At 68.3% G+C, this 19,604-nt stretch carries 18 protein-coding genes and 1 pseudogene; 10 read left to right on the top strand and 9 right to left on the bottom strand.

Annotated elements, in window-relative coordinates; genetic code table 11:
- Window positions 1-157 precede the first annotated feature (157 nt).
- Window positions 158-1,375, top strand: a complete 1,218-nt coding sequence (hutI, locus tag HV701_RS12285; RefSeq protein WP_175133308.1) for an imidazolonepropionase — start codon at window positions 158-160, stop codon at window positions 1,373-1,375.
- A 49-nt stretch (window positions 1,376-1,424) separates the two neighbouring features.
- Here the strand turns inward: hutI and HV701_RS12280 are convergent, their stop codons facing one another.
- The 6 genes and pseudogenes from HV701_RS12280 to sorA all read right to left on the bottom strand — a co-directional run bounded on the left by HV701_RS12280 (window position 1,425) and on the right by sorA (window position 10,168).
- A complete protein-coding gene (locus HV701_RS12280) occupies window positions 1,425-3,044 on the bottom strand; it encodes a methyl-accepting chemotaxis protein (protein WP_175133307.1) in 1,620 nt (539 codons plus the stop codon).
- Window positions 3,045-3,186: 142 nt separating this feature from the next.
- On the bottom strand, window positions 3,187-4,596 hold the full coding sequence (locus HV701_RS12275; RefSeq protein WP_175133306.1) for an MFS transporter: 1,410 nt from the start codon (window positions 4,594-4,596) through the stop codon (window positions 3,187-3,189).
- An 82-nt stretch (window positions 4,597-4,678) separates the two neighbouring features.
- Complete coding sequence (locus HV701_RS12270) at window positions 4,679-6,742, bottom strand: site-specific recombinase (protein ID WP_175133305.1); 2,064 nt, start codon at window positions 6,740-6,742, stop codon at window positions 4,679-4,681.
- Between the two features lie 16 nt (window positions 6,743-6,758).
- Window positions 6,759-8,463: pseudogene (locus tag HV701_RS12265) on the bottom strand (MFS transporter).
- A gap of 132 nt (window positions 8,464-8,595) precedes the next feature.
- A complete protein-coding gene (gene sorB / locus HV701_RS12260; RefSeq protein WP_175133304.1) occupies window positions 8,596-8,922 on the bottom strand; it encodes a SorB family sulfite dehydrogenase c-type cytochrome subunit in 327 nt (108 codons plus the stop codon).
- 10 nt (window positions 8,923-8,932) lie between these two features.
- Window positions 8,933-10,168: a SorA family sulfite dehydrogenase catalytic subunit gene (sorA, locus tag HV701_RS12255; RefSeq protein WP_175133303.1), complete on the bottom strand. Its 1,236-nt coding sequence runs from the start codon at window positions 10,166-10,168 to the stop codon at window positions 8,933-8,935.
- A 140-nt stretch (window positions 10,169-10,308) separates the two neighbouring features.
- Between sorA and HV701_RS12250 the strand changes: the two genes are divergently transcribed.
- Window positions 10,309-10,728 carry a DUF2809 domain-containing protein gene (locus HV701_RS12250; RefSeq protein ID WP_175133302.1) on the top strand — a complete coding sequence of 140 codons (420 nt, stop codon included), beginning with the start codon at window positions 10,309-10,311 and terminating at the stop codon, window positions 10,726-10,728.
- A gap of 64 nt (window positions 10,729-10,792) precedes the next feature.
- Here the strand turns inward: HV701_RS12250 and HV701_RS12245 are convergent, their stop codons facing one another.
- On the bottom strand, window positions 10,793-11,002 hold the full coding sequence (locus HV701_RS12245; RefSeq protein ID WP_175133301.1) for a hypothetical protein: 210 nt from the start codon (window positions 11,000-11,002) through the stop codon (window positions 10,793-10,795).
- Window positions 11,003-11,225: 223 nt separating this feature from the next.
- On the opposite strand from HV701_RS12245, the gene HV701_RS12240 reads away from it, so the two are divergent.
- The 4 genes from HV701_RS12240 to HV701_RS12225 all read left to right on the top strand — a co-directional run bounded on the left by HV701_RS12240 (window position 11,226) and on the right by HV701_RS12225 (window position 13,133).
- Window positions 11,226-11,957 carry an iron-containing redox enzyme family protein gene (locus tag HV701_RS12240; RefSeq protein WP_175133300.1) on the top strand — a complete coding sequence of 244 codons (732 nt, stop codon included), beginning with the start codon at window positions 11,226-11,228 and terminating at the stop codon, window positions 11,955-11,957.
- A 72-nt stretch (window positions 11,958-12,029) separates the two neighbouring features.
- The gene (locus HV701_RS12235; protein WP_175133299.1) at window positions 12,030-12,374 is read left to right on the top strand and encodes a 2Fe-2S iron-sulfur cluster-binding protein; all 345 of its coding nucleotides are present in this window, start codon (window positions 12,030-12,032) and stop codon (window positions 12,372-12,374) included.
- Between the two features lie 68 nt (window positions 12,375-12,442).
- The gene (locus HV701_RS12230; RefSeq protein WP_175133298.1) at window positions 12,443-12,781 is read left to right on the top strand and encodes a ferredoxin; all 339 of its coding nucleotides are present in this window, start codon (window positions 12,443-12,445) and stop codon (window positions 12,779-12,781) included.
- A gap of 7 nt (window positions 12,782-12,788) precedes the next feature.
- Window positions 12,789-13,133 (top strand): 2Fe-2S iron-sulfur cluster-binding protein, encoded by a 345-nt coding sequence (locus tag HV701_RS12225; RefSeq protein WP_175133297.1) that lies wholly within the window; start codon window positions 12,789-12,791, stop codon window positions 13,131-13,133.
- 16 nt (window positions 13,134-13,149) lie between these two features.
- On the opposite strand, the gene HV701_RS12220 is transcribed toward HV701_RS12225, so the two are convergent.
- Window positions 13,150-13,866: a GntR family transcriptional regulator gene (locus tag HV701_RS12220; RefSeq protein WP_175133391.1), complete on the bottom strand. Its 717-nt coding sequence runs from the start codon at window positions 13,864-13,866 to the stop codon at window positions 13,150-13,152.
- A gap of 77 nt (window positions 13,867-13,943) precedes the next feature.
- Window positions 13,944-14,681 carry a sulfite exporter TauE/SafE family protein gene (locus HV701_RS12215; RefSeq protein WP_175133296.1) on the bottom strand — a complete coding sequence of 246 codons (738 nt, stop codon included), beginning with the start codon at window positions 14,679-14,681 and terminating at the stop codon, window positions 13,944-13,946.
- Between the two features lie 226 nt (window positions 14,682-14,907).
- On the opposite strand from HV701_RS12215, the gene HV701_RS12210 reads away from it, so the two are divergent.
- The 4 genes from HV701_RS12210 to HV701_RS12195 all read left to right on the top strand — a co-directional run bounded on the left by HV701_RS12210 (window position 14,908) and on the right by HV701_RS12195 (window position 19,550).
- A complete protein-coding gene (locus HV701_RS12210; RefSeq protein ID WP_175133295.1) occupies window positions 14,908-16,440 on the top strand; it encodes a hypothetical protein in 1,533 nt (510 codons plus the stop codon).
- Between the two features lie 118 nt (window positions 16,441-16,558).
- Window positions 16,559-18,019, top strand: coding sequence for an aldehyde dehydrogenase family protein (locus tag HV701_RS12205; RefSeq protein ID WP_175133294.1), 1,461 nt, complete (start codon window positions 16,559-16,561; stop codon window positions 18,017-18,019).
- A gap of 21 nt (window positions 18,020-18,040) precedes the next feature.
- Entirely contained in the window at window positions 18,041-18,520 is a 480-nt protein-coding gene (locus HV701_RS12200; protein ID WP_175133293.1) for a GlcG/HbpS family heme-binding protein, read from the top strand.
- 13 nt (window positions 18,521-18,533) lie between these two features.
- Window positions 18,534-19,550, top strand: coding sequence for a 2Fe-2S iron-sulfur cluster-binding protein (locus HV701_RS12195; protein ID WP_175133292.1), 1,017 nt, complete (start codon window positions 18,534-18,536; stop codon window positions 19,548-19,550).
- Window positions 19,551-19,604: the final 54 nt, after the last annotated feature.

Below are 19,604 nucleotides of genomic sequence, written 5' to 3'. Positions count from 1 at the left end.
ATCTCAGGCGAGGCCTGCCGGCGCGACATGGGTCGGGCTGTGGCGCCAGGTCTATCGCCTGTGGGTACGGCCCCAGGGCCCTGGCTGCGGCGTCGGCGCCCCGCGCGCCGAGGCCGCGGATTGAGCCGCCGGCATGGCGGATGACAGGAGTCTTTCGATGAAGCAGGTATGGCGCAATTGCCAAGCGGCGACGATGGCTGGCGGGCGGTACGCGGTGATCGAGCGGGCCGCGCTGGTGACCCGGGACGAGCTGATCGAATGGATCGGCCCGGAGCGGGCGCTGCCAGGCGGTATCGATGCGCCCTCGCACGACCTGGGCGGCGCCTGGGTGACGCCGGGCCTGATCGACTGCCATACCCACCTGGTGTTCGGCGGCAACCGCAGCCAGGAGTTCGAGCAGCGCCTGCAGGGGGTGGATTACGCGGTGATCGCGGCCCAGGGCGGCGGCATCGCCAGCACGGTGCGCGCCACCCGCGCCGCCACTGAGCAGGAACTGTATGCCAGCGCCCGGCTGCGCGCGCTGCACCTGCTGCGAGACGGCGTGACCACGCTGGAGATCAAGTCCGGCTATGGTCTGGATCTGCCCAATGAACGCAAGATGTTGCGGGTGGCGCGCCACCTGGGACAGACGCTGCCGCTGACCGTGCGCGCCACCTGTCTGGCGGCGCATGCGTTGCCGCCGGAATTCGCCGGCCGTGCCGATGATTACATCGACGAGGTCGCGCGCCGCATGTTGCCAGTGCTGGCGGCCGAGGGCTTGGTGGATGCGGTGGACGCGTTCTGCGAGCACCTGGCGTTCTCGCCGGCGCAGGTTGAACGGGTGTTCCAGGCCGCGGCCCAGCTTGGCTTGCCGGTGAAACTGCACGCCGAGCAGTTGTCGCCGCTGCATGGCGCCAGCCTGGCCGCGCGTTACGACGCGCTATCCGCCGATCACCTGGAATACCTGACCGAAGCCGACGTGCGCGCCATGGCCGCCTCCGGCACCGTGGCGGTGCTGCTGCCGGGCGCGTTCTATGCCCTGCGCGAAACGCAGCTGCCGCCCGTAGACCTGCTGCGCCGTCATGGGGTGCCCATCGCGATATCCACCGACCTCAATCCGGGCACTTCGCCGGCGTTGTCGTTGCGGCTGATGTTGAGCATGGCGTGTACGCTGTTGCGCCTCACGCCGGAGGAGGCGCTGGCGGGCGCCACGGTCCACGCGGCGCGCGCGCTCGGCCTGCAGGCCAGCCACGGTGTGCTGGCGGCCGGCATGACCGCGGATTTCGTGGCATGGGAGATTGCGCACCCCGCCGAGCTGGCGTATTGGATCGGCGGCGAATTGCCCAAGCGGGTCATTCGCCACGGCCAACAGGTCTGCGCCACCTCGCTGGCCTGACGCGTGTGGACGGCCGCGCCGGCGATGCCGGCATGGCCGCCACGGCGCCTCAGGCCGACAGCGCCAGCCGCTCGCGCACCGGCAGGGTACGCTGTTCGTGTTCGAGCGGATGGGTCGGCAGCCGGAAGGCGCTGACCGACTGTTGCAGCCGCTGGGCCTGCGATTCGAGCGAAGCCGCTGCGGCGGCCGCCTGTTCGACCAGGGCCGCGTTCTGTTGCGTGACCTGGTCCATCTGCGTGACCGCCGTATTGACCTGGTCGATGCCTGTGACCTGTTCTTGCGAGGCGGTGGCGATGTCGCCGACCAGGGTGGTGAGCCGCTCGATCGCGGCCTGGATTTCCTCCATGGTGCGCCCGGCCGTTTCCACCTGGGCCGCGCCGGCTTGCACGGTTGACCCCGAGGTCGCCAGCAGTTGCTTGATTTCCTTGGCGGCGCTGGCGCTGCGCTGCGCCAGCGAGCGCACTTCGCCGGCCACCACCGCGAAGCCCTTGCCCTGTTCACCGGCCCGGGCCGCTTCCACGGCGGCGTTCAAGGCCAGGATATTGGTCTGGAACGCAATGCCGTCGATGACGCCGACAATATCCTCGATACGCCCGGAGTCCTGGGCGATTTCGCGCATGGTGCTCACCGCGCTGCGCACCGCCGCGCCGCCGCGGCGGGCCACATCCGAAGCCTCGGTGGCCATGGCGTTGGCCTGACGCGCGTTGTCGGCGTTGCTGGTGACGGTGGACAGCAACTGTTCCATGCTGGCCGCGGTTTCTTCGAGCGAGGCTGCTTGTTGTTCGGTCCGGCTGGACAGATCCTGGTTGCCAGCGGCGATTTCGCTGGAGCCCGTGTTGATCTCGGCCACCCCGTCACGCACCGTGTGCACGGTGCGCACCAGGCTGGACTGCATTTCCTGCAGATACGGAATCAATTGGCCGACACAGTTGCGGCCGAAGGGCGCGATGGGCACGGTCAGGTCGCCGGCGGCGATATGCTGGAAATGCCGCTTGATGTCGTCCAGCGGCCGGCGCACGAAGAGCACCACGTAGCGGTCGCCCAGGAACAGCAGCAGCAGCGTCACGCCCAGCACGATGCCGATGCCGGCATAGGCGTTGCGGCGCTCGCCGATCGCATCGGCCCGCATCGAATCCTGGCGTTCCTGCGCATAGACCTCGTATTTTTCGATGCTCGCCCCGAAGGCCCGGCTGGCGACGATCACCGGGCCGGTGGCATGGGCGCGCGCCTTCTCGACCTCGTCCGCGGCGAGCAGCCTGCGCTGCGTGTCGATGTCGCCGACCAGGGCGTCGAACCCGCGCTGCAGCGGCTCCAGGATGGCGGCGGGGGTGTCGTCCTTGGCCGACGCCAGGAAGGCGGCCTGGTACTTTCGCGCCAGCGTCATGGCGGCGTCGATGCTGCGGTTTTCCTCGGCCGCCGGTCCGGCCAGGCCGTCGCGCGCATATTCCAGCTGGCGCGACAGCCGCAGGCGCGCCCGCATGATCTGGTCGTTGACGCGGGAAAGGGCGGAAACTTCATTCAGGAGCGCATAGCTGGCAGTGAGCGCTTCCCCGGAGTTGCGCAGGCCTTTTACGCTGATGGCCGACTGGCCCGCGAGCAGGGCGCTGATCAGGAGCAGCGTGCACAGGATCATGCGGCGGATGGTGATGTCTTTCAGGAACTTTGTCATACGTGTCTTTCCAGGGTGTGGGAGACTGCTACATCCCGGACAACGTCCCCGCGCCACCGATATTTAGCGGGTGTTGCACATCTTACGTATATGTCTGGCGCGACCTGATTTATAACGACATAAAGCGCAATAAAAAGCGGGTTCAGCGGGCGGCGGGCATTTCGGCCGGTTCGAGCGCGCCAAAGCGCAGCCGTGCGAAGCTGGCCAGGCTCGCCAGCGCGGCGCACAGCCCGCCAAGCCACAGCGCCATCACCGCGCCATGGCTGCTCGAGACATTGAAACAGGCCGCCACCAGGGCCGCGCCGCTGGCCTGCCCGAGCAATCGCACCGTGCCGATCATGCCGCTGGCGCCACCGGCGCGCGAGGGCGGCGCCGAGGTCATGATGGCGCGCAGGTTGGGTGACTGGAAAAAGCCGAAGCCGGCGCCGCACAGCGCCATGCGCCAGGCGATGTCCCATGCCGACGGCGTCGCCGGCAGCAGCGCCAGCGAGACCATGCCCAGGGCCAGCAGCGCCAGCCCGACCCCGCCCAGGATGCCGGCCGGATAGCGGTCCGACATGCGCCCGGCGATGGGCGCCATGAAGGCCACCACGACCGGCCAGGGCGTGATCAGAAAGCCGGTATGCACCTGGCTGTAGCCCAGTACGGTCTGGAACAGGAACGGCAGCGACACGAAGGCCAGCGCTTGCGCCGCGAAAGCGCAGACCGCAGTGGCGGCCGACAGCGCGAACAGCGGCCGGCGCAGCAGGTCCACCGCCAGGATCGGCGCGGGATGGCCGGCTTGTCGCCGCATCAGCAGCCAGAGGCTGGCGACCGTCAGGCCCCATTCCAGGGCGACGCGTTGCCACGGCGCGCTGTGCGCCAATTCATTCGACCCCAGCACGAACAGCCCCAGCGTCAGCGCGCACAGCGCCGCGGCAAGACCGTCGAAGCCATGCGGCGCGCGTGTGGTCTGGGGCAGGCCGCGCAGGCCCAGGCCGACCGCCAGCAGGCCGATCGGCACATTGATCAGGAACAGCCAATGCCAAGAGCCCAGCAAGAGGATGGCCGATGCCGCGGTCGGCCCGGCGGCGAACGACAGCCCCACCACCATGGCGTTCAGGCCCATGCCGCGCCCCAGCACCGGCGCGGGGTAGATAAAGCGCAGCAGGGCGGCATTCACGCTCATGACGCCGGCGGCGCCCAGCCCTTGCAGGATGCGGGCGGCCACCAGTACCGGCAGCGACGGGGCCAGCCCGCAGGCCAGCGAGGCCAGCGTGAAGACCGCGATGCCGACCATGTAGACGCGGCGGTGTCCCAGGATCTCGCCCAGCGCGGCGGCCGGCAGCAGGCCGGCGACCATGGCCAGCTGGTACCCGCTGATGACCCAGATGGAGCCGGCATCGCTGGCGCGCAGGTCGCGGGCGATGGTCGGCAGCGCGGTGTTGGCGATGGCAGTGTCGAGGCTGGCCATGCAAACGGCCAGCATCACAGCCAGCAGCGCGCCCAGGCGCTCGGACGCGGGCAGACCCTGGCCCGCGGGATGGATGGTGTGGTGCGAGAAAGAGAGCATGGGGCGCCGCGGCAAGAGACCGGGGCGCGGGAGCACGCCGGCTTTGGGTGAGGGTTGATTCTAGTTTACGTTCTGAACCCCATTACGATTGCGGACCCGGCGGCCGTGGCTTGACCGGCCAGAACAGCGTGGCCGGCCGTTGCCAGATGCGTCGGCGCACGCCAAGGGTCAATGCCTGGCGGTCGCCGCGGCGCAGGTTGCGCGAGCGCAGCGCCACGTCGAAGGCCAGCGCGAAGCTGACGCCCACGTTCAGCACGCCGGTCAACGCGGTGCCCGCGACTGCCAGCCAGAACGCCGGCGTGTGCACGACTTCCCAGCCCAGCGCGCCGATGGCCGAGCCGAGCTGGCCTGCGCTCAGCGTCACGTGGCGCACTTCGACGTGCGGACCGAAGAAGCTGACGATGGCCGGGCCCAGGCCCAGCATCAGGCCCAGCGACACATTGCCGGCGATACCGGCGATATTGCGCTGCCAGAACCCGGCCCAGCGCGCCGCGCCGCGCGCGCCGAACAGGTGGCGCATGCGGCGGTCGTAGGCCATCACGTCGTGCACGCGGTGCAGCGCGAACCAGTTGTCGGCCCAGCCGGCGATCAGGCTGGACAGCCACAGCAGCACGCCGGTGGCCGCGGCGTAGATCGGCGTGGGCCCCCAGATCGAAAAGGAGTCCAGCGTCGCCTGCGCCTTGTGCGCATCGATCAGCGGCCGTTGCAGCCCATGCTGCGCCACCCATTGCGCCGCCCAGGCCAGCGGAAACACCACCGCCAGGTTGCCCAGGATGGCCGCGGCGTTCGAGCGGATCATCGACAGGGTGTCGTCGAGGAAGGCTTCGCGGCCCTCGGGCGTGTTGGCTTCATCCAGGCGGTGCGCCAGCGCCGGCCCGGTCATGGCCGGCTGTTTCGTCGCCAGCGTGAAATGGGAGAAATGGATGGCCAGGAAACCGCCGGCGTAGTTCAGCGCGGCCAGCAGCCCTTCGATGAACTTGTCCAGGTGCAGCGAAACGATGAAGAACTTCAGGTAGACGGTCAGCACCATCAACAGGCCGCCGCCGGCCGAGGCCTTGAGCATCGCCAGGTATTCCGCGCTGTCGCGCGCGATGTAATGCTCGCCGGTTTCGGCGGTGCGGTCCATGACGCGGCGCGCCAACTGGGCGAACGACGAGGCCGCCAGGTGGCGGATACTGCTGCGCGCCTGGGTCGAGCGGATCAGCTCGGCGATCAGATGCACGTATTTGTGGCGCTGCGTCGGGTCGACCCACACGCCCAGCAGCAACTCGATGCGCGCCAGCCGCAGCTTCATGCGTTCGATCTGGAAGACGACTTCGACCGATACCCCGTTCTGTTCCAGTTCGGCGTAGACATGCTGCGAGGCGGCGCGGCAGCTGTCGAGTTGCGCGCGAAACAGGTTGAGGCGGCGGGCGAAGACCTCGCGCGGTGTGTCGGCTGGGCTGTCGCAGAGTTCGGCGGCGGCGGCCGCCAGGGCGAAGAACGGGCTTTCCCGCACCCGGCCCGGCAGGCGCGAGCGGATGTCCTGGCTCAGGCCGGTGGCGCGCACCTGGCTGGCCAGCACCTGGATGCTGCTGGTGAGTGCATCGACCAGGTGGCGTGGAGGGGCTTCGGGGGCGGCCGCGTCGATGCGGTCGATGCCATCGCCGTGGCGCAACAGGCGCCGCATGCGGGCGCGGGTGTCCTCGTCCAGCGCTTCGATCCAGGCGGCGTCATGGGATTTGCGGAAAATCAGAGAGAACAGTCCGAACATGTCGCTGCGGTTCGGCGGTGGCGGCAGCAGCCGCGCCTGCGCGCGTTCCCAGAATTCACCCCAGAAGCCAGGGTGCGAGGCCACGCCCGTATCGCATAGCAGCGAGGTGGGATCGTTATCGGCAACCAGCGAGCGCAGCGTGGCAGCCACCGGGGCAGCCAGCGCCGGGTTGTTCTCCAGCACCTGCAGCGCGTAGCGCAGCCGCGCATGTTGCGGGTGGCGGCCATCTTCGGCCGGGTCGCGCCCGGGGCGGTCGATCCAGCGGCACAGGTCCACCATCCACAGGTTGCGCTGCGCCAGCGGCGCTTCAGGATCGGCGCTGGCCAGGATGGTGTCGAGTTGCGGCCCGCCATGCCGCGACGCAAGCCATTTACGCCAGAGGGAGTTCAGCATGGGAGCCTCGCGCGGGTCAGGACGGTTCGGGTTCACGCCGCAGTGAAAAGCCCTGCGCGTCGTTCATGGCCAGATAGCTGACATTGCGCGAGACCCGCGGCGGCTGGTCGCCGCTGTGCATCGCCCGCAGTTCGTCCAGCACCATCTTGTCGGCCAGCGTCATACGGTCGATCATGCGCAGATACTGCATCCAGCTTTCGACCAGGAATACCTCGCGCCATACGCCCTCGCGCTCCAGGTCGCGGAACAGCTGCCATTGCTGCGCGCCGTTGCGCAGCCGCAGCAGGCGCAGCGGGCGCGCCGCGTGGATCAGGGCGGACAGCTTTTCCGTGGGGATCAGGTATTCCACCGCCACCAGCACCGCGCCATGCTGGGTGTTGAAGCCAGCCGCCGACAGCGCCGGTTCGGCGGCGTCGGCGCGCGCCAGCGATTGCGTGTCCACCGGCTCGGGCAGGCGGGAGCGGTATAGCAGCGCGACGGTGACCGCCAGCGTGATGCCCGCGGCCGACAGGGCGCCGGACACGCCCATGGTGCCGGCGAAGTGGCCCCACATGAACGAACCGGCCGCCAGTCCGCCGAAGATCGCCGTCTGGTACAGCGCCAGCGAACGCGCCTTGACCCAGTCGGGCACCAGCATCTGCACGGTGGTGTTGTAGGTGGCCAGCACCCCGATCCAGCAGGCGCCGGACAGCAGCAACGCCGGAAACGCCAGCCACAGTGTGCGGGTCAGCCCCAGCCCCAGCAGGCAGGCGGCCAGCAGGCCCGCCGCGGCGCTCACCAGGCCGCTGGCGCCCCAGGCCGCCTGCAGCCGCCGCACCACGACGCTGCCGAGGATGGCGCCCAGGCCCAGCGCGCCCAGCATGTAGCCGTACAGCAGGGCGTTGCCCTGTTCGTGGGCGTAGGCCAGCAAGGGCAGCAGCGCCCACAGCGCGCTGGCCGACAGGCCGAAGGCGAAGGCGCGCAGCATCACCACTCGCGTCACGGTGGAATGCTGGGTATAGCGCAGGGCGGCCACCACGCCTTCGAGTAGCCGTTCTGGCGGCAACCGCCGCGCCGGGACATCGCGGCGCCAGCGCCAGATGGCCCAGATCAGGCTGCCATAGCAGACGCAGTTCAGCAGGAACACGGTGGGCGCGCCGGCCGCGCCCAACAGCAGGCCGCCGATCGCCGGCCCGACCGCGCGCGCCACGTTGTAGTTGACGCTATTGAGCAGCACCGCGCTGCCGATGTGCTCGCGCGGCACCTGTTCGCCCACCGCCGCCTGCCAGGCGGGCGTGACGATGGCGCTGCCGATGGCGATGCAGAAGACCGACACGATCAGGGTGACCGGGTGCAGCAGGCCGAGATAGGCCAGGATGGTGATGAAGATGCCGCCGGCCAGTTCCAGCAGCATGCCGGTCAGCATGACCTTGCGGCGGTCGTAGTTGTCCGCCAGCACGCCGGTCAGGATCGACAGCGCCACCAGCGGAAAGGCCGCGGCCACCTGGATCATGGCAACCATCAGCGGACTGCTCTGCTCGGTGGTGATGACCCAGGCCGCGGCGACCGACTGGGCCCAGGTGCCGAGGTTGGCGAACAGATTGGCGATCCAGATGAGGCGGAAGGCGGGGAAGGCGAAGGGAGACAGCGTGCCGGCTCGCAGCACCGGGCGCGGCGGCGCGGCGGCCGTACCCGGCGCGGTGGGGGGGCAGATCGTTGGTGGCCGAAACGGGCTGGAGCATGGCGGCTTTTGTCATCGCCCGGCGGCAGCGGGCGGGAGCCGTCCAATGGTACGCCTATTGGGGCGTCACGGTGGCGACGAGTCGGCGGGGGAGTGCCGGGCCGCGCGTCCGCAGGGGCGCGCGGCACGGGGCTCAGGGCTTGGCGGACGGCCCGCGCGGCGGATAGGCCTGATTCAGGTATTCGACGATGAGCGGCACCTGTTCGGCCGGTATCGGCGCGCCGTAGGTGCCGGCCATCTTCTTGACTTCGGCCTCCCAGAAGCCCGGCGGCATGGGCGGTTGCGACGAGAGATAGTCGACCGAATGGCACATCAGGCACAGGGTGGCGCCCTGGGCGCCGGGGCCGCTGCCGGGGCGCAGGGTGGCGGTCTCCTGGGGCAGCTGGATGTCCAGGGCCAGCGCGGGGGTGGCGGCGCAGGCGGCGGCCAAGGCCAGGACGAGGCGGACGAGTCGGATCATGGCGCTCTCCTCAGGCGGCGTCGACGCGCACGGTTTCGACCACATTGCGCATGTACCCGGCCGGATTCCAGCGCGCCTCCAGCGGCTGGGTCTCGCCGGCCATGTTGGTGGCGCGTGCCATCAGTTGGTAGGCGCCGGCTTGCGCCGGGGTGAAATCGGCGTGCCATTCGCGGAAGGAATAGCGGCCCAGATCGCGGCCCAGCTTGGCGGCATGCCAGGTCTTGCCGCCGTCGGCGGAGAACTGGACGCCGCGGATGCCCTGGCCGCCGTCGAAGGCGATACCGCGCACCGGCACGCGCTTGCCCTTGGCCACACGGGCGCCATCGGCCAGGCTGGTGATGAAGCTGCGCACGTTATAGCGGCCGATGGGACGGGTCTTGTCGGGTGCCTTGCCCGGCGGCGTACAGGCGCAGTCGTTGTCGGGGATGCGATAGGCCTTCTGCATCCAGAAGCCGTCGAATTCCCGGTCGAGCACCTGGATGTCGGCCAGGTGCTTGACCCAGTAGGTGCCGTAATAGCCCGGCACCACCAGCCGCACCGGATAGCCGTTGAGCATGGGCAGGTCGGCGCCGTTCATGGCATAGGCCAGCATCACCTCGCCGTCGAGCGCGTGGGCCGCGTCCAGCGCCTTGATGAACTCGGGCGTGCCTTGCAGCACCGGCCGGTCCAGCCCCTCGAAGGTCACCTGGCGCGCGCCAGCCTTGATGCCGGCCTTGTCCAGCACCCGCTTGAGCGGGATGCCGAGCCAGCGGGCGTTGCCCATGGCGCCGTTGCCCGATTGGCCGCCACCGACACGCGGCTCGAAAAAGCCGCGGCTGTTGCCGGAGCACTGGGTCACCGCCACCAGCTCGACCGGTGCGCCGAACTGCTGCTTCAGGTCGGCCAGCGACAGTTCCAGCGGCGTGGCCACCATTCCGCCCACGCGCAGCCGGTAGGCGGCGGGGTCGATGGCGGTGGGAATATTGGCCAAGTGGTAGCGCACGAAGAAGGCATCGTTGGGCGTGATCAGGTCTTCATTGAAGACGGCGAACGGTGTTTCCAGTTGCGGGGGCCGCGAGGTCTGCCGGATCAGGGGGCGCTTCTGCGGGTAGGCGATCAGGTCGCGCTCTCCGTTGGCGAAAGGCAGGGTGACGGTGGCCGGGGCCGCCAGGCTGGTGAGGGCGTGACCGGCCAGTGTGCTGGTCGCGCCCAGGGTGCAGGCCTGGCGCAGGAAGCGTCGGCGCCCATCCGGATCGAATGCGCTCATGCTTGTCTCCTCGTGTTTTCTAGTACCCTCGCCTGCGGCGCGGTCGATTCAGGCTACGCCTGCCGGCCTGAAAAATACGTTAACAGTTGCATCGGCCGTTTCAATAACCGGGTTTTCCGCGCCGCGCGCCTGACGCCAGAATGAGACTGACTTTCAATCGAAGAGCCTTCGCGGCCCTGCTCGCGGTGACCGCCGTGGAGGTGCTGATCGCGACCCTGGGCAAGCCCTATCCGCTGTTGCGCGGATTCGTGGGCGATGTGGTGGCGGTGGGTTGGGCCTATCTGGTGTACCGCAGCTTCATCCGCGCCAGCGTGCTGCCTTTGGCGCTGGCGGCCCTGCTGACCGGCTATGCGGTTGAACTGGGCCAGTACCTGGCGCGCCACTTTGGCTGGCGCCTGGAACAACCGGTGCTGCGCGTGGTTCTGGGCAGCGTGCCCGATTGGTGGGACATGCTGGCCTATACGCTGGGGTTCTTCCTGGTGCTGCTGCTGACGGCGCGGCGGCGGCCGCGCCCGCAAGACGCTGGCGGCCGCGCCGCCGAAGGCGACGTTCGGCCCTGAGGCGATTGCGCGGCGGGCGTTTGCCCGACTCGCATGCAATGCGGGGCGCGGCCCCCGCGCACGCTCAGCCGGCCTGACCGACCGGCGTGCCTTCGCCAGCCTGCCCGGCGCGCGCTGCCTGCGCGCGCAGCCGCGCATTGCGGAAGGGGGCCAGACATTCGGCCCAGGACGAGGGTAACAGGGGCGTGGCGTGGCGGACCGCATCGCGGCGGGCGTAATGCGCCAGCAATTGCTGGCCGATCGGGGCGTCTCCCAGGGGGTGGCGGGTAGTCATGGTATTTCCGGATTGCATTGAAAGTGTATTCATTGTACCAGGGTAAACCCGGAGTTCCAACCTCGGCACCTTCATCCAACACGTTGATGTCAAAGGGACAGTCCCCGTTGGCAGTCATGGCAACGGGAATACCCTAGTCGATCAAAACAGTAGACGGTATACGATGTTCTGCATCGGTCGAGGTTTTCGGCCGGCCCCCTCCCACCTAGACTTGGAGCGCGTCATGGCAGAACTGATGAACCGAGATGAATTCCGTACCGCGTTGGAAAACGCGATCAAGGGCAAGAGCGCCAACGCGTCGCCCTTTTCCATTGCCTGGGCCGAAGGCAAGCTCAGCCGCGAGCATCTGGCGCGCTGGGCCGAGAATCACTATCACTATGTCGGTCCGTTCGCCGACTATCTGGGCTATCTGTACGCCCGCACGCCCGACACCTACACCGAGGCCAAGGACTTCCTGCTGGCCAACATGTACGAAGAGGAAATCGGCGGCGACCGCCATACCGACCTGCTGATCCGTTTCGCCGAGGCCTGCGGCACCAGCCGCGAACGGGTCACCAATCCGGACAACATGTCGCCCACCACCCGGGCCCTGCAAAGCTGGTGCTATGCCGTGGCGATGCGCGAAGACCCCATCGTGGCCGTGGCCGGCCTGGTGGTGGGTCTGGAATCGCAAGTGCCGTCGATCTACCGCAAGCAGACGCCGACCTTGCGCGAAAAATACGGCTTCACCGACGAGGAAGTGGAATTCTTCGACCTGCACATCGTGTCCGATGAAATCCACGGTGAACGCGGCTACCAGATCGTGCTGGAGCATGCCAACACGGTCGAGCTGCAGCAACGTTGCCTGAAGATCTGCGAAATCGGCGCGCAGATGCGTCTGCTCTATACCACCGCGCTCTATACCGATTACGTGCAGCAGGAAATCGCGCTGCCGGAACTGGGCCTGGCGGCCTGATGCCCCATTCGCGGCGACGACCCGCGCCCTGGCGCGGGCCATCGCCGCGGGGTCCAACCGGATAACCCATCCATGCCTACCGTCGTATTCCACAAAGGCGACCAGACCTATACCGGGGAGGTGCCGGACAACGCCAACCTGGTGGTCCGCGCCGGCATCCGGCAATTCCCCTTCCCGCACCTGCGCTACGAGTGTGGCATGGGCAAATGCGCCAAATGTGCCTGCCGCGTGCTGGCGGGCGCGGAACACCTGCCGCCAGTGAACTGGAAGGAAAAAAAGCAGTTGGGCGAGCGCATCGACGCGGGCTACCGGCTGGCTTGCCAGTTGTGGCTGGGCCATGACATCGAACTGGCCCAGGATGCCGAGGTGGCGGTCGCGTCCGTGCCCGTGCCCGCGGCCACGGTCGGGCAGCCCTAGCGCGCCGCGCGTGCTCCCCGTCCACCAGCCCCGGCGCCGCCGTCCAACCCGATGCAAAGGAACCGCGCATGACCCGCGACGCGAATGACGCCGTGTTCGTGATCCTGACGTCCAAGCCCGGCGTGTACCGCACCGAGGTGGACGCGCAGGCCGAGATCGTCGAGACCTATGACTACGCCTGCGATGGCAGGACGCGCGCCGTGTTCAGCATTGCCCGCCTGCACGGGCCGGCGCGCCTGCTGGTCACCGAGGAAACCCCGCCCTATATCGTCAACCGCGTGCCGTCCAAGTTCCTGGACGCGTTCGCCACGCTCGAGGCCGCGCGCCGCGAGCTGGCGCACCTGAGCCGCTTCGGCAGCATGCAAACCACCTTGACGCGGCGTCCCGGCCCCGTCGCGGAGCAGTGAGCAGCATATGGTCAAGATTACGTTTCTATCGAATGGCGGCAAGGTGGCCCAGGCGCCCGAGAACAGCAACTTGCTGCGGGTGTCGCTCAAGGAGCAGGGCGGCATCCCCTTCAAGTGCGGCGGCGGCCTGTGCGGCACCTGCAAATGCCGCATCGAACAGGGGGTGGAAAACACCGACGCCATCAAACCCAAGGAGCGCAAGCACCTGCGGCCCGAGGACTTCGAGGCCGGCTACCGCATGGCCTGCCAGACTTTCGTGCTGGGCGACGTGGCGGTATCGTGGGTGGTGCGTGACGGCAAGGGCGTGGTGGTGGACGGCGCCAGCAGCCAGCCGGCGCCGGCGATACCCTGATGGCGCGGCGCCGCCCTCAGGCGGCCGACGAATGCGCCTGGCGCGTGTCGGTGTAGGCCTTGGCGGCGTTATGCACGTGCTGGCTGGCCAATAGCGCGGCCAGGTCGCCGTTGCCGGCGATGACGGCGTTCAGGATCTGCGAGTGCTCGTCCCAGTTCTGCTTGGCGCGGTGCATGTTGCTGGGCGCGAACAGCAGCGCGGTGCGGTCGCGCAACGAACGCATCAGGTCGGTCAGCACCACATTGCCGCCGATGGTGGCCAGCATTTCGTGGAATTGCGAATTCAGCGCCAGGAACTTGTCCAACTGCTCGCTGCGCGCGGCCTCGGCGCCCTCGCGCAGGAATGCCTGCAGGCGCTCGACCGTTTCGTTATCGCGGCGCTGGGCCGCCAGCTTGGCGTTCAGGCCCTCGAGCGTGGCGCGCACTTCCACCATGTCATAGGCCACCGCGTCCGACAGCACCGAGACCGACGCGCCGCGGCGCGGTTCGATGGTGACCAGGCCTTCGGCCGCCAGCGCCCGCAGCGCCTCGCGCACCGGGATGCGCGACACGCCCATCTCCTCGGACAGCCGCCCTTCGACCAGGCGGTCGCCAGGTGTGAATTCACCGCTGAGGATGCGCTCGCGCAGCTTGTCGCGGATGACCGCGAACAACTGCGGATGCTGCTCGCCGATTTTCAGCGGGGCAGATGACTGGGTGTCTACGGCTTGCGGGCTGACGGGCGTAGTGGTCATGGCGAGCAGGTCTGGCGGAATGGATACAGTCTTCATTGTATTACCGGGCGGCGCGCCGGCGGCGGGTCACGCGGACCTCAGCCGGCCCACAGGGCCTTGCCGATCACGCCCAGCGCGCCCAGGGCGCAGGCCGCCAGCAGCACGGCGCGCACGGCGCGCGGCGGCAGCCGATGGCGCAGGCGCCCCGAAACCGCGAATCCCGCCAGCAGGAAAGGCGCCAGGCTCAGGGCCAGGCCGGCGTGGTAGCCGGTGTAGCGGCGCGCCCAGGCCAGCATGGCCAGCGAGAAGATCGAGCCCAGGAACAGCACCATGCCGAGCGTGGCGCGCAGCCGCGCCGGTTCAGTGTGCTGCAGCACCAGGGCGATCGGCGGGGCGCCGACCGAGGTCATGGTGCCCATGATGCCCGAGGCCACGCCCGCGCCCGAGACGCGTCCGGGCGTGGCGGTAAACCGCAGCCCGGCCACGCTGAGCGCGACTGCCGCCAGGATCATGGCGGCGAACAACAGTCCCAATGTCTGCGGCGCGAAGCGCGCCATGGCGTAGATGGCGATGAGCGTGCCGGCGGCGCGTCCGCCCAGGGCGTAGGCGACCGCTGGCCAGTCGATGGCGGCGCGTTCGCGCAGCGCGGTCAGCAGGGAAATGAAGCCGCCCAGGGTCAATAGCGGCCCCGGCGCGAGTTGCGGGAAGCACAACGCCGCCACCGGCGCGGCGAACATGGCGAAGCCGATGCCGCCCACGCCCTGTGCCAGCGCCGCGCCGAACACCACCGCGGCCATGGCGGCGTAATGCCAGAAATCCGGAAGGTAGTTTGCCATGCCGATGTCGCGTCTTTTTGTATACGATAGTCTATAGAAGAATGGGCGATGCACCAACATTGGGCCGATGCCCCAACATAATGCGCTGATTTTCCACGAATATTCATGGAATTTTCAGAATTATCGCTTTCCCTAAGCACTGCATATTTCAATTGGTATAGCGCACAACGAAATATAGTATACCGACGTGGCGACTTAACAGCCACGTAGACAAGGGGAATAGCGCATGCAATCGGACGTCGTGCTCAACGCCGCTCACTGGATGTACCTGATCAGCGTCGCCGCGATCATCCTGACGATGATTCTGCGGGCCAATGTGGTGGTGCCGTCGGTGATCGGCACTTTCCTGGTCGTGCTGGCCATCACCGGCAATCCGATCAGCGCGCTGATCGGGATTTTCTCGGCCAGCTTCGTGGCCGCCAAAGAGCTCTTCAATATTTTCTTGGTGATCACTTTCATGACCGCCCTGCTCAATGCGCTCAAGACGCTGCAGGCGGACGTGCGCATGGTGCAGCCATTCCGGCGGGTGATGCGCGGCGGGCACTCGTCGTTCATCATCATCGCCCTCTGTACGTATGTGATCTCGCTGTTCTTCTGGCCCACGCCGGCGGTGCCGCTGGTGTCGGCGATCCTGCTGCCCGCGGCCATCGCGGCCGGGCTGCCGCCGCTGGCGGGGGCCATGGCGATCGCCATCGCCGGGCAGGGCATGGCGCTGTCGTCGGACTACGTGATCGGCGTGGCGCCGGGCATCAGCGCCAAGGCTGCCGGCGCCGCCGTCAGCGCCGCGGTGGTGGCGGACCGGGCGCTGGTGCTGTCGCTGATCACCGGAGCGGTGGCGTTGACGGCGGCCTATCTGTTGATACGCAAGCACATCGTGCCGGCCGACGCGCGCCTGTTGTCGGCCTGGCAGGCGCGGGCGCAGGACGGCAGCCTGGCCGAGATCGAGCATTCCGGTTCGTTCGACAAGGCCGAGCTGGCGCGCGGCACCATGGGCGCCAACCCGGCGCTGCCGCGCGGCCCCGGGCTGGACGACGAGGAGCGACGCCGGGTGCGCTGGTCGCGGGTGTTCGCGGTGGTGACGCCGCTGGCTTTCCTGGGCGTGATCGCGGTGATGGTGCTGCCGCGGCTGTTCCCGGCGCTGCCGGCCCTGCGCGGCGGCGACGCGGCGGCGCTGGTGGGCGGTGTGGCGTTCGTGGTGATGATGCTGGTGACGCTGGCCGCCGAGGGGCCGCGCAAGATGCTCGACGTCTGCCCCGAGCACGTCACCGATGGTTTCGTGTTCGCCTTCAAGGCAATGGGCTCGGTGTTGCCCATCGCGGGGTTTTTCTTCATCGGCGCCAACGAGACCGCCGCGCAGATTCTGGGCATGCCGCAAGCGCAGGCGCCGGGCCTGCTGTTCGAAGTGATTTCGGCCGGGCAGCACCTGATTCCGGAAAACCACTTCCTGGTGGCGTTCGGCGTGTTGCTGGTGGGCATGATCACCGGCATTGACGGGTCGGGCTTCGCCGGCCTGCCGTTGACCGGCACGCTCTCGGGCGCGCTCGGACCGGTGGTAGGTGTGGACCCGGCGACCCTGGCGGCGGTCGGGCAGATGGGCGCGGTCTGGACCGGCGGCGGCACGCTGATCGCCTGGTCATCGCTGATCGCGGTGGCGGGGTTCGCGCGGGTGCATGTGTTGTCGCTGGTGCGGGCGCTGCTATTGCCCGTCGTGCTGGCGCTATGCGTGTCCACCATCTGCGCCGTGCTGATCTGGGGCTGAGGGCGGGTTCGGGTTTACGTGGATCGAATCAAACGGATTAAAGTATACAATGTTCAGAAATTACCTAAGACGGCCAATTTCCGGGCATTCCGGCCAGCCCGGCAAAGGAACAACCTCCGTGGACGATCTCTCGCAGCAGGCATTTCTCAACTACATCGGCGGTGAATGGGTGGCGTGCGCCTCGGGCGCTACGGCGCCCAACCTGAACCCCGCCGACACGTCGGACGTGGTGGGGCACTTTCAGCAATCGGACGCGGCCGATGCCGCCCGCGCGGTGGCGGCCGCCGCCAACGCGTTCGCCGCCTGGCGCGACACGCCGATCTCCAAGCGCGCCGCCATCCTGTTTCGCGCGGCCCAGATCCTGGAAGACCGGGCCGACAGCGTGGCGCGGGAATTGACCCGCGAGGAAGGCAAGAGCCTCGGGCTGGCGCGCGACGAAGTGCTGCGCTCGGCCCAGACCCTGCGTTTCTACGCCGTGGAGGGGCAGTCGTTCACGGGCGAGACCTTCGTCAATGACGATCCCGACATGGTGGTCTACAGCCAGCGCGAACCGCTGGGCGTGGTCACGGTGATCTCGCCATGGAATTTCCCCATCTCGATTCCGGCCCGCAAGATCGCGCCGGCGCTCATCACCGGCAACACGGTGGTGTTCAAGCCCTCATCCGATGCGCCATTGAGCGGTTACCGGCTGGCCGAGGCGTTTGTCGACGCCGGCCTGCCGCCCGGGGTGCTGAATTTCCTCACCGGCCCGGCCTCGCAGGTGGGCCAGGCCATCACCACCGCGCCGGCGGTGCGCGCCATCTCCTTCACCGGCTCGACCGCCGCCGGTGAACAGATCCACCGCGGCGCCGGTCTGACCACGCGCACGCAGATGGAACTGGGCGGCAAGAACCCGCTGATCGTGCTGGCGGACGCGGACCTGGACCGCGCGGTGGATCTGGCGGTCAAGGGCGGCTTTTCGCTCAGCGGCCAGGCCTGCACCGGCACCAGCCGGCTGCTGGTCGACCGCAAGGTGATGGCGGCGTTCACCGACAAGCTGCTGGCGCGCATGGGCAAGCTGACCATCGGCAACGGCCTGGACGGCAATTTCGACCTGGGGCCGCTGGCCACGCGCAAGCAGCTCGATACGGTGCTGAGCTATATCGCGTTGGGCAAGCAGGAAGCGACCCACCTGACCGGCGGCGAGCGCCTGCAAGGCCCGGGCTTCGACCACGGCTATTTCGTGACGCCGGCCCTGTTCGCCGACGTGACGCAGCAGATGCGGATCGCGCGCGAGGAAATCTTCGGCCCGGTGCTGGCGCTGATCGCGGTGGATGGCTACGACGAGGCCATCGCCTGCGCCAACGACACCGAGTACGGTCTGTCGGCCGCCATCGCCACCACGGATGCGCGCTATGCCCATCGCTTTGCCCGCGACATCCAGGCCGGCACCGTCAAGATCAACCGCACCACCACCGGCAACCTCATCAACGCCCCGTTCGGCGGCCTGAAAAGCTCCAGCACCTCGACGTTCCGCGAATCGGGCCGCGTCGGATTGGAGTTCTACACGCAGATCAAGACCGTCTACCGCGCCGGCTGACGGCCCACCTGGAGCAAGGACATGAAGCAGATATATCGCCTGGAACTCGAAGAAGCGCGTCTCATGGTGCGCGCGGCCATAGCCCGTTCGGAGCAGATCGGCGTGCTCGAATCGGTATGCATCGTCGACGATGGCGGCTATCCGATCGCGCTGGAACGCATGGACGGCGCCCGCATCACCGGCCCGCAGATCGCCTGGAACAAGGCCTTCACGGCGGCCGGGCACAAGCGCTCCACGCACCTGTTCACGACCCCGCCCAACGGCCCCGCCCTGCCGGGCAATGAGGCCTTTGGCATCCAGTGGAGCTTCGAGGGCAAGTTCGCCGCGTTCGTGGGCGGCTTTCCGATCGTGGTCAATGACGAGGTGATCGGCGGCGTCGGCCTGAGCGGCGGCAATGGCGAGCAGGATACCCAGGCGGGGCTGGCGGCGCTGACCGCGCTGGCCGAACTGCTGGAGCCGCGCGGCATGAAAGTGCTGGTGCAGGCCGACATCAAGAAATAGGCGGCTGGCGGTCATGGCATATCGCGTGCAGATCCTCGAAACCGGACAGGCCTTCATGGTCGAACCGGATGAATCCGTGTTGCAGGCGGCCGAGCGCGCCGCGATCCGGCTGCCGCACGAATGTACCTTCGGCGGCTGCGGCACCTGCCGCGTCAAGCTGGCCGAAGGCGCCGTCACGTATGAGGAATTCCCCATGGCGCTGACGCCGCAAGAGGCGGCGCAGGGTTATGCCCTGGCCTGCCAGGCGCGGCCTTGCGGCGACCTGTGCATCAGCGTGCCGAATCCGCGCCCGTTCGCCGAGCCCCGCCGCCTGGCGGCCAGCGTGCAGGAGATCACGGCGCTGTGCGACGACGTCATCCACCTGACGCTGGCGCTGCCGCCGGACACGCCGCTGGACTATGCGCCCGGCCAGTACATGAACGTGGTGCTGCCCGACGGCGCCACCCGCAGCTTCTCGATGGCGTCGGCGCCGGCCGCCAACCGGCTCGATTTCCATGTGCGGCGCATTCCCGGCGGCCGCTATACCGATCATTGGCTGGGCCAGGCACGGCCTGGCGCGACGCTCGAGATCGAAGCGCCGCTGGGGGTGTTCAGCTATCACGAGCAAGACTGGCGGCCCATGATCATGATGGCCACTGGCACGGGCATCGCGCCGATCAAGGCCATCCTGGAATCGCTGCTGGACAATGAAGATTGCCCGCCGGTGACGCTCTACTGGGGCATGCGCACCGAGGCCGACCTGTATCTGCGCGACGTGATCGAGAGTTGGGCCGGGCGCCTGTACGAATTCAACTTCGTTCCGGTGCTGTCGCGCGCCAGTGCCGATTGGCGGGGACGGCGTGGCCACGTGCAGCAGGCGGTGGTGGCGGACCATGCCGACCTGTCCGAGCACGCCTTCTACCTGTGCGGCGCGCCGGCCATGATCAGCGAGGCGACCGCGTTGCTGGCAGGGCGCGGCGCCAGCCTGGACCACGTCTACGCCGACAGCTTCACCTTCCAGCACGCGCCGGCCACGGCCGTGATGCCGTAGCCGCGGCGGCCCGGCGCCGTCAGCCCGGAAAGGCGCCGCCGCGCGGCAGCCTCG

The organism is Achromobacter pulmonis (assembly GCF_902859765.1).
Taxonomy (GTDB): Bacteria; Pseudomonadota; Gammaproteobacteria; order Burkholderiales; family Burkholderiaceae_B; genus Achromobacter; species Achromobacter pulmonis.
The sequence above is the reverse complement of the archived record's forward strand: the minus strand, read 5'-3'. Positions and strand labels throughout refer to the sequence as shown.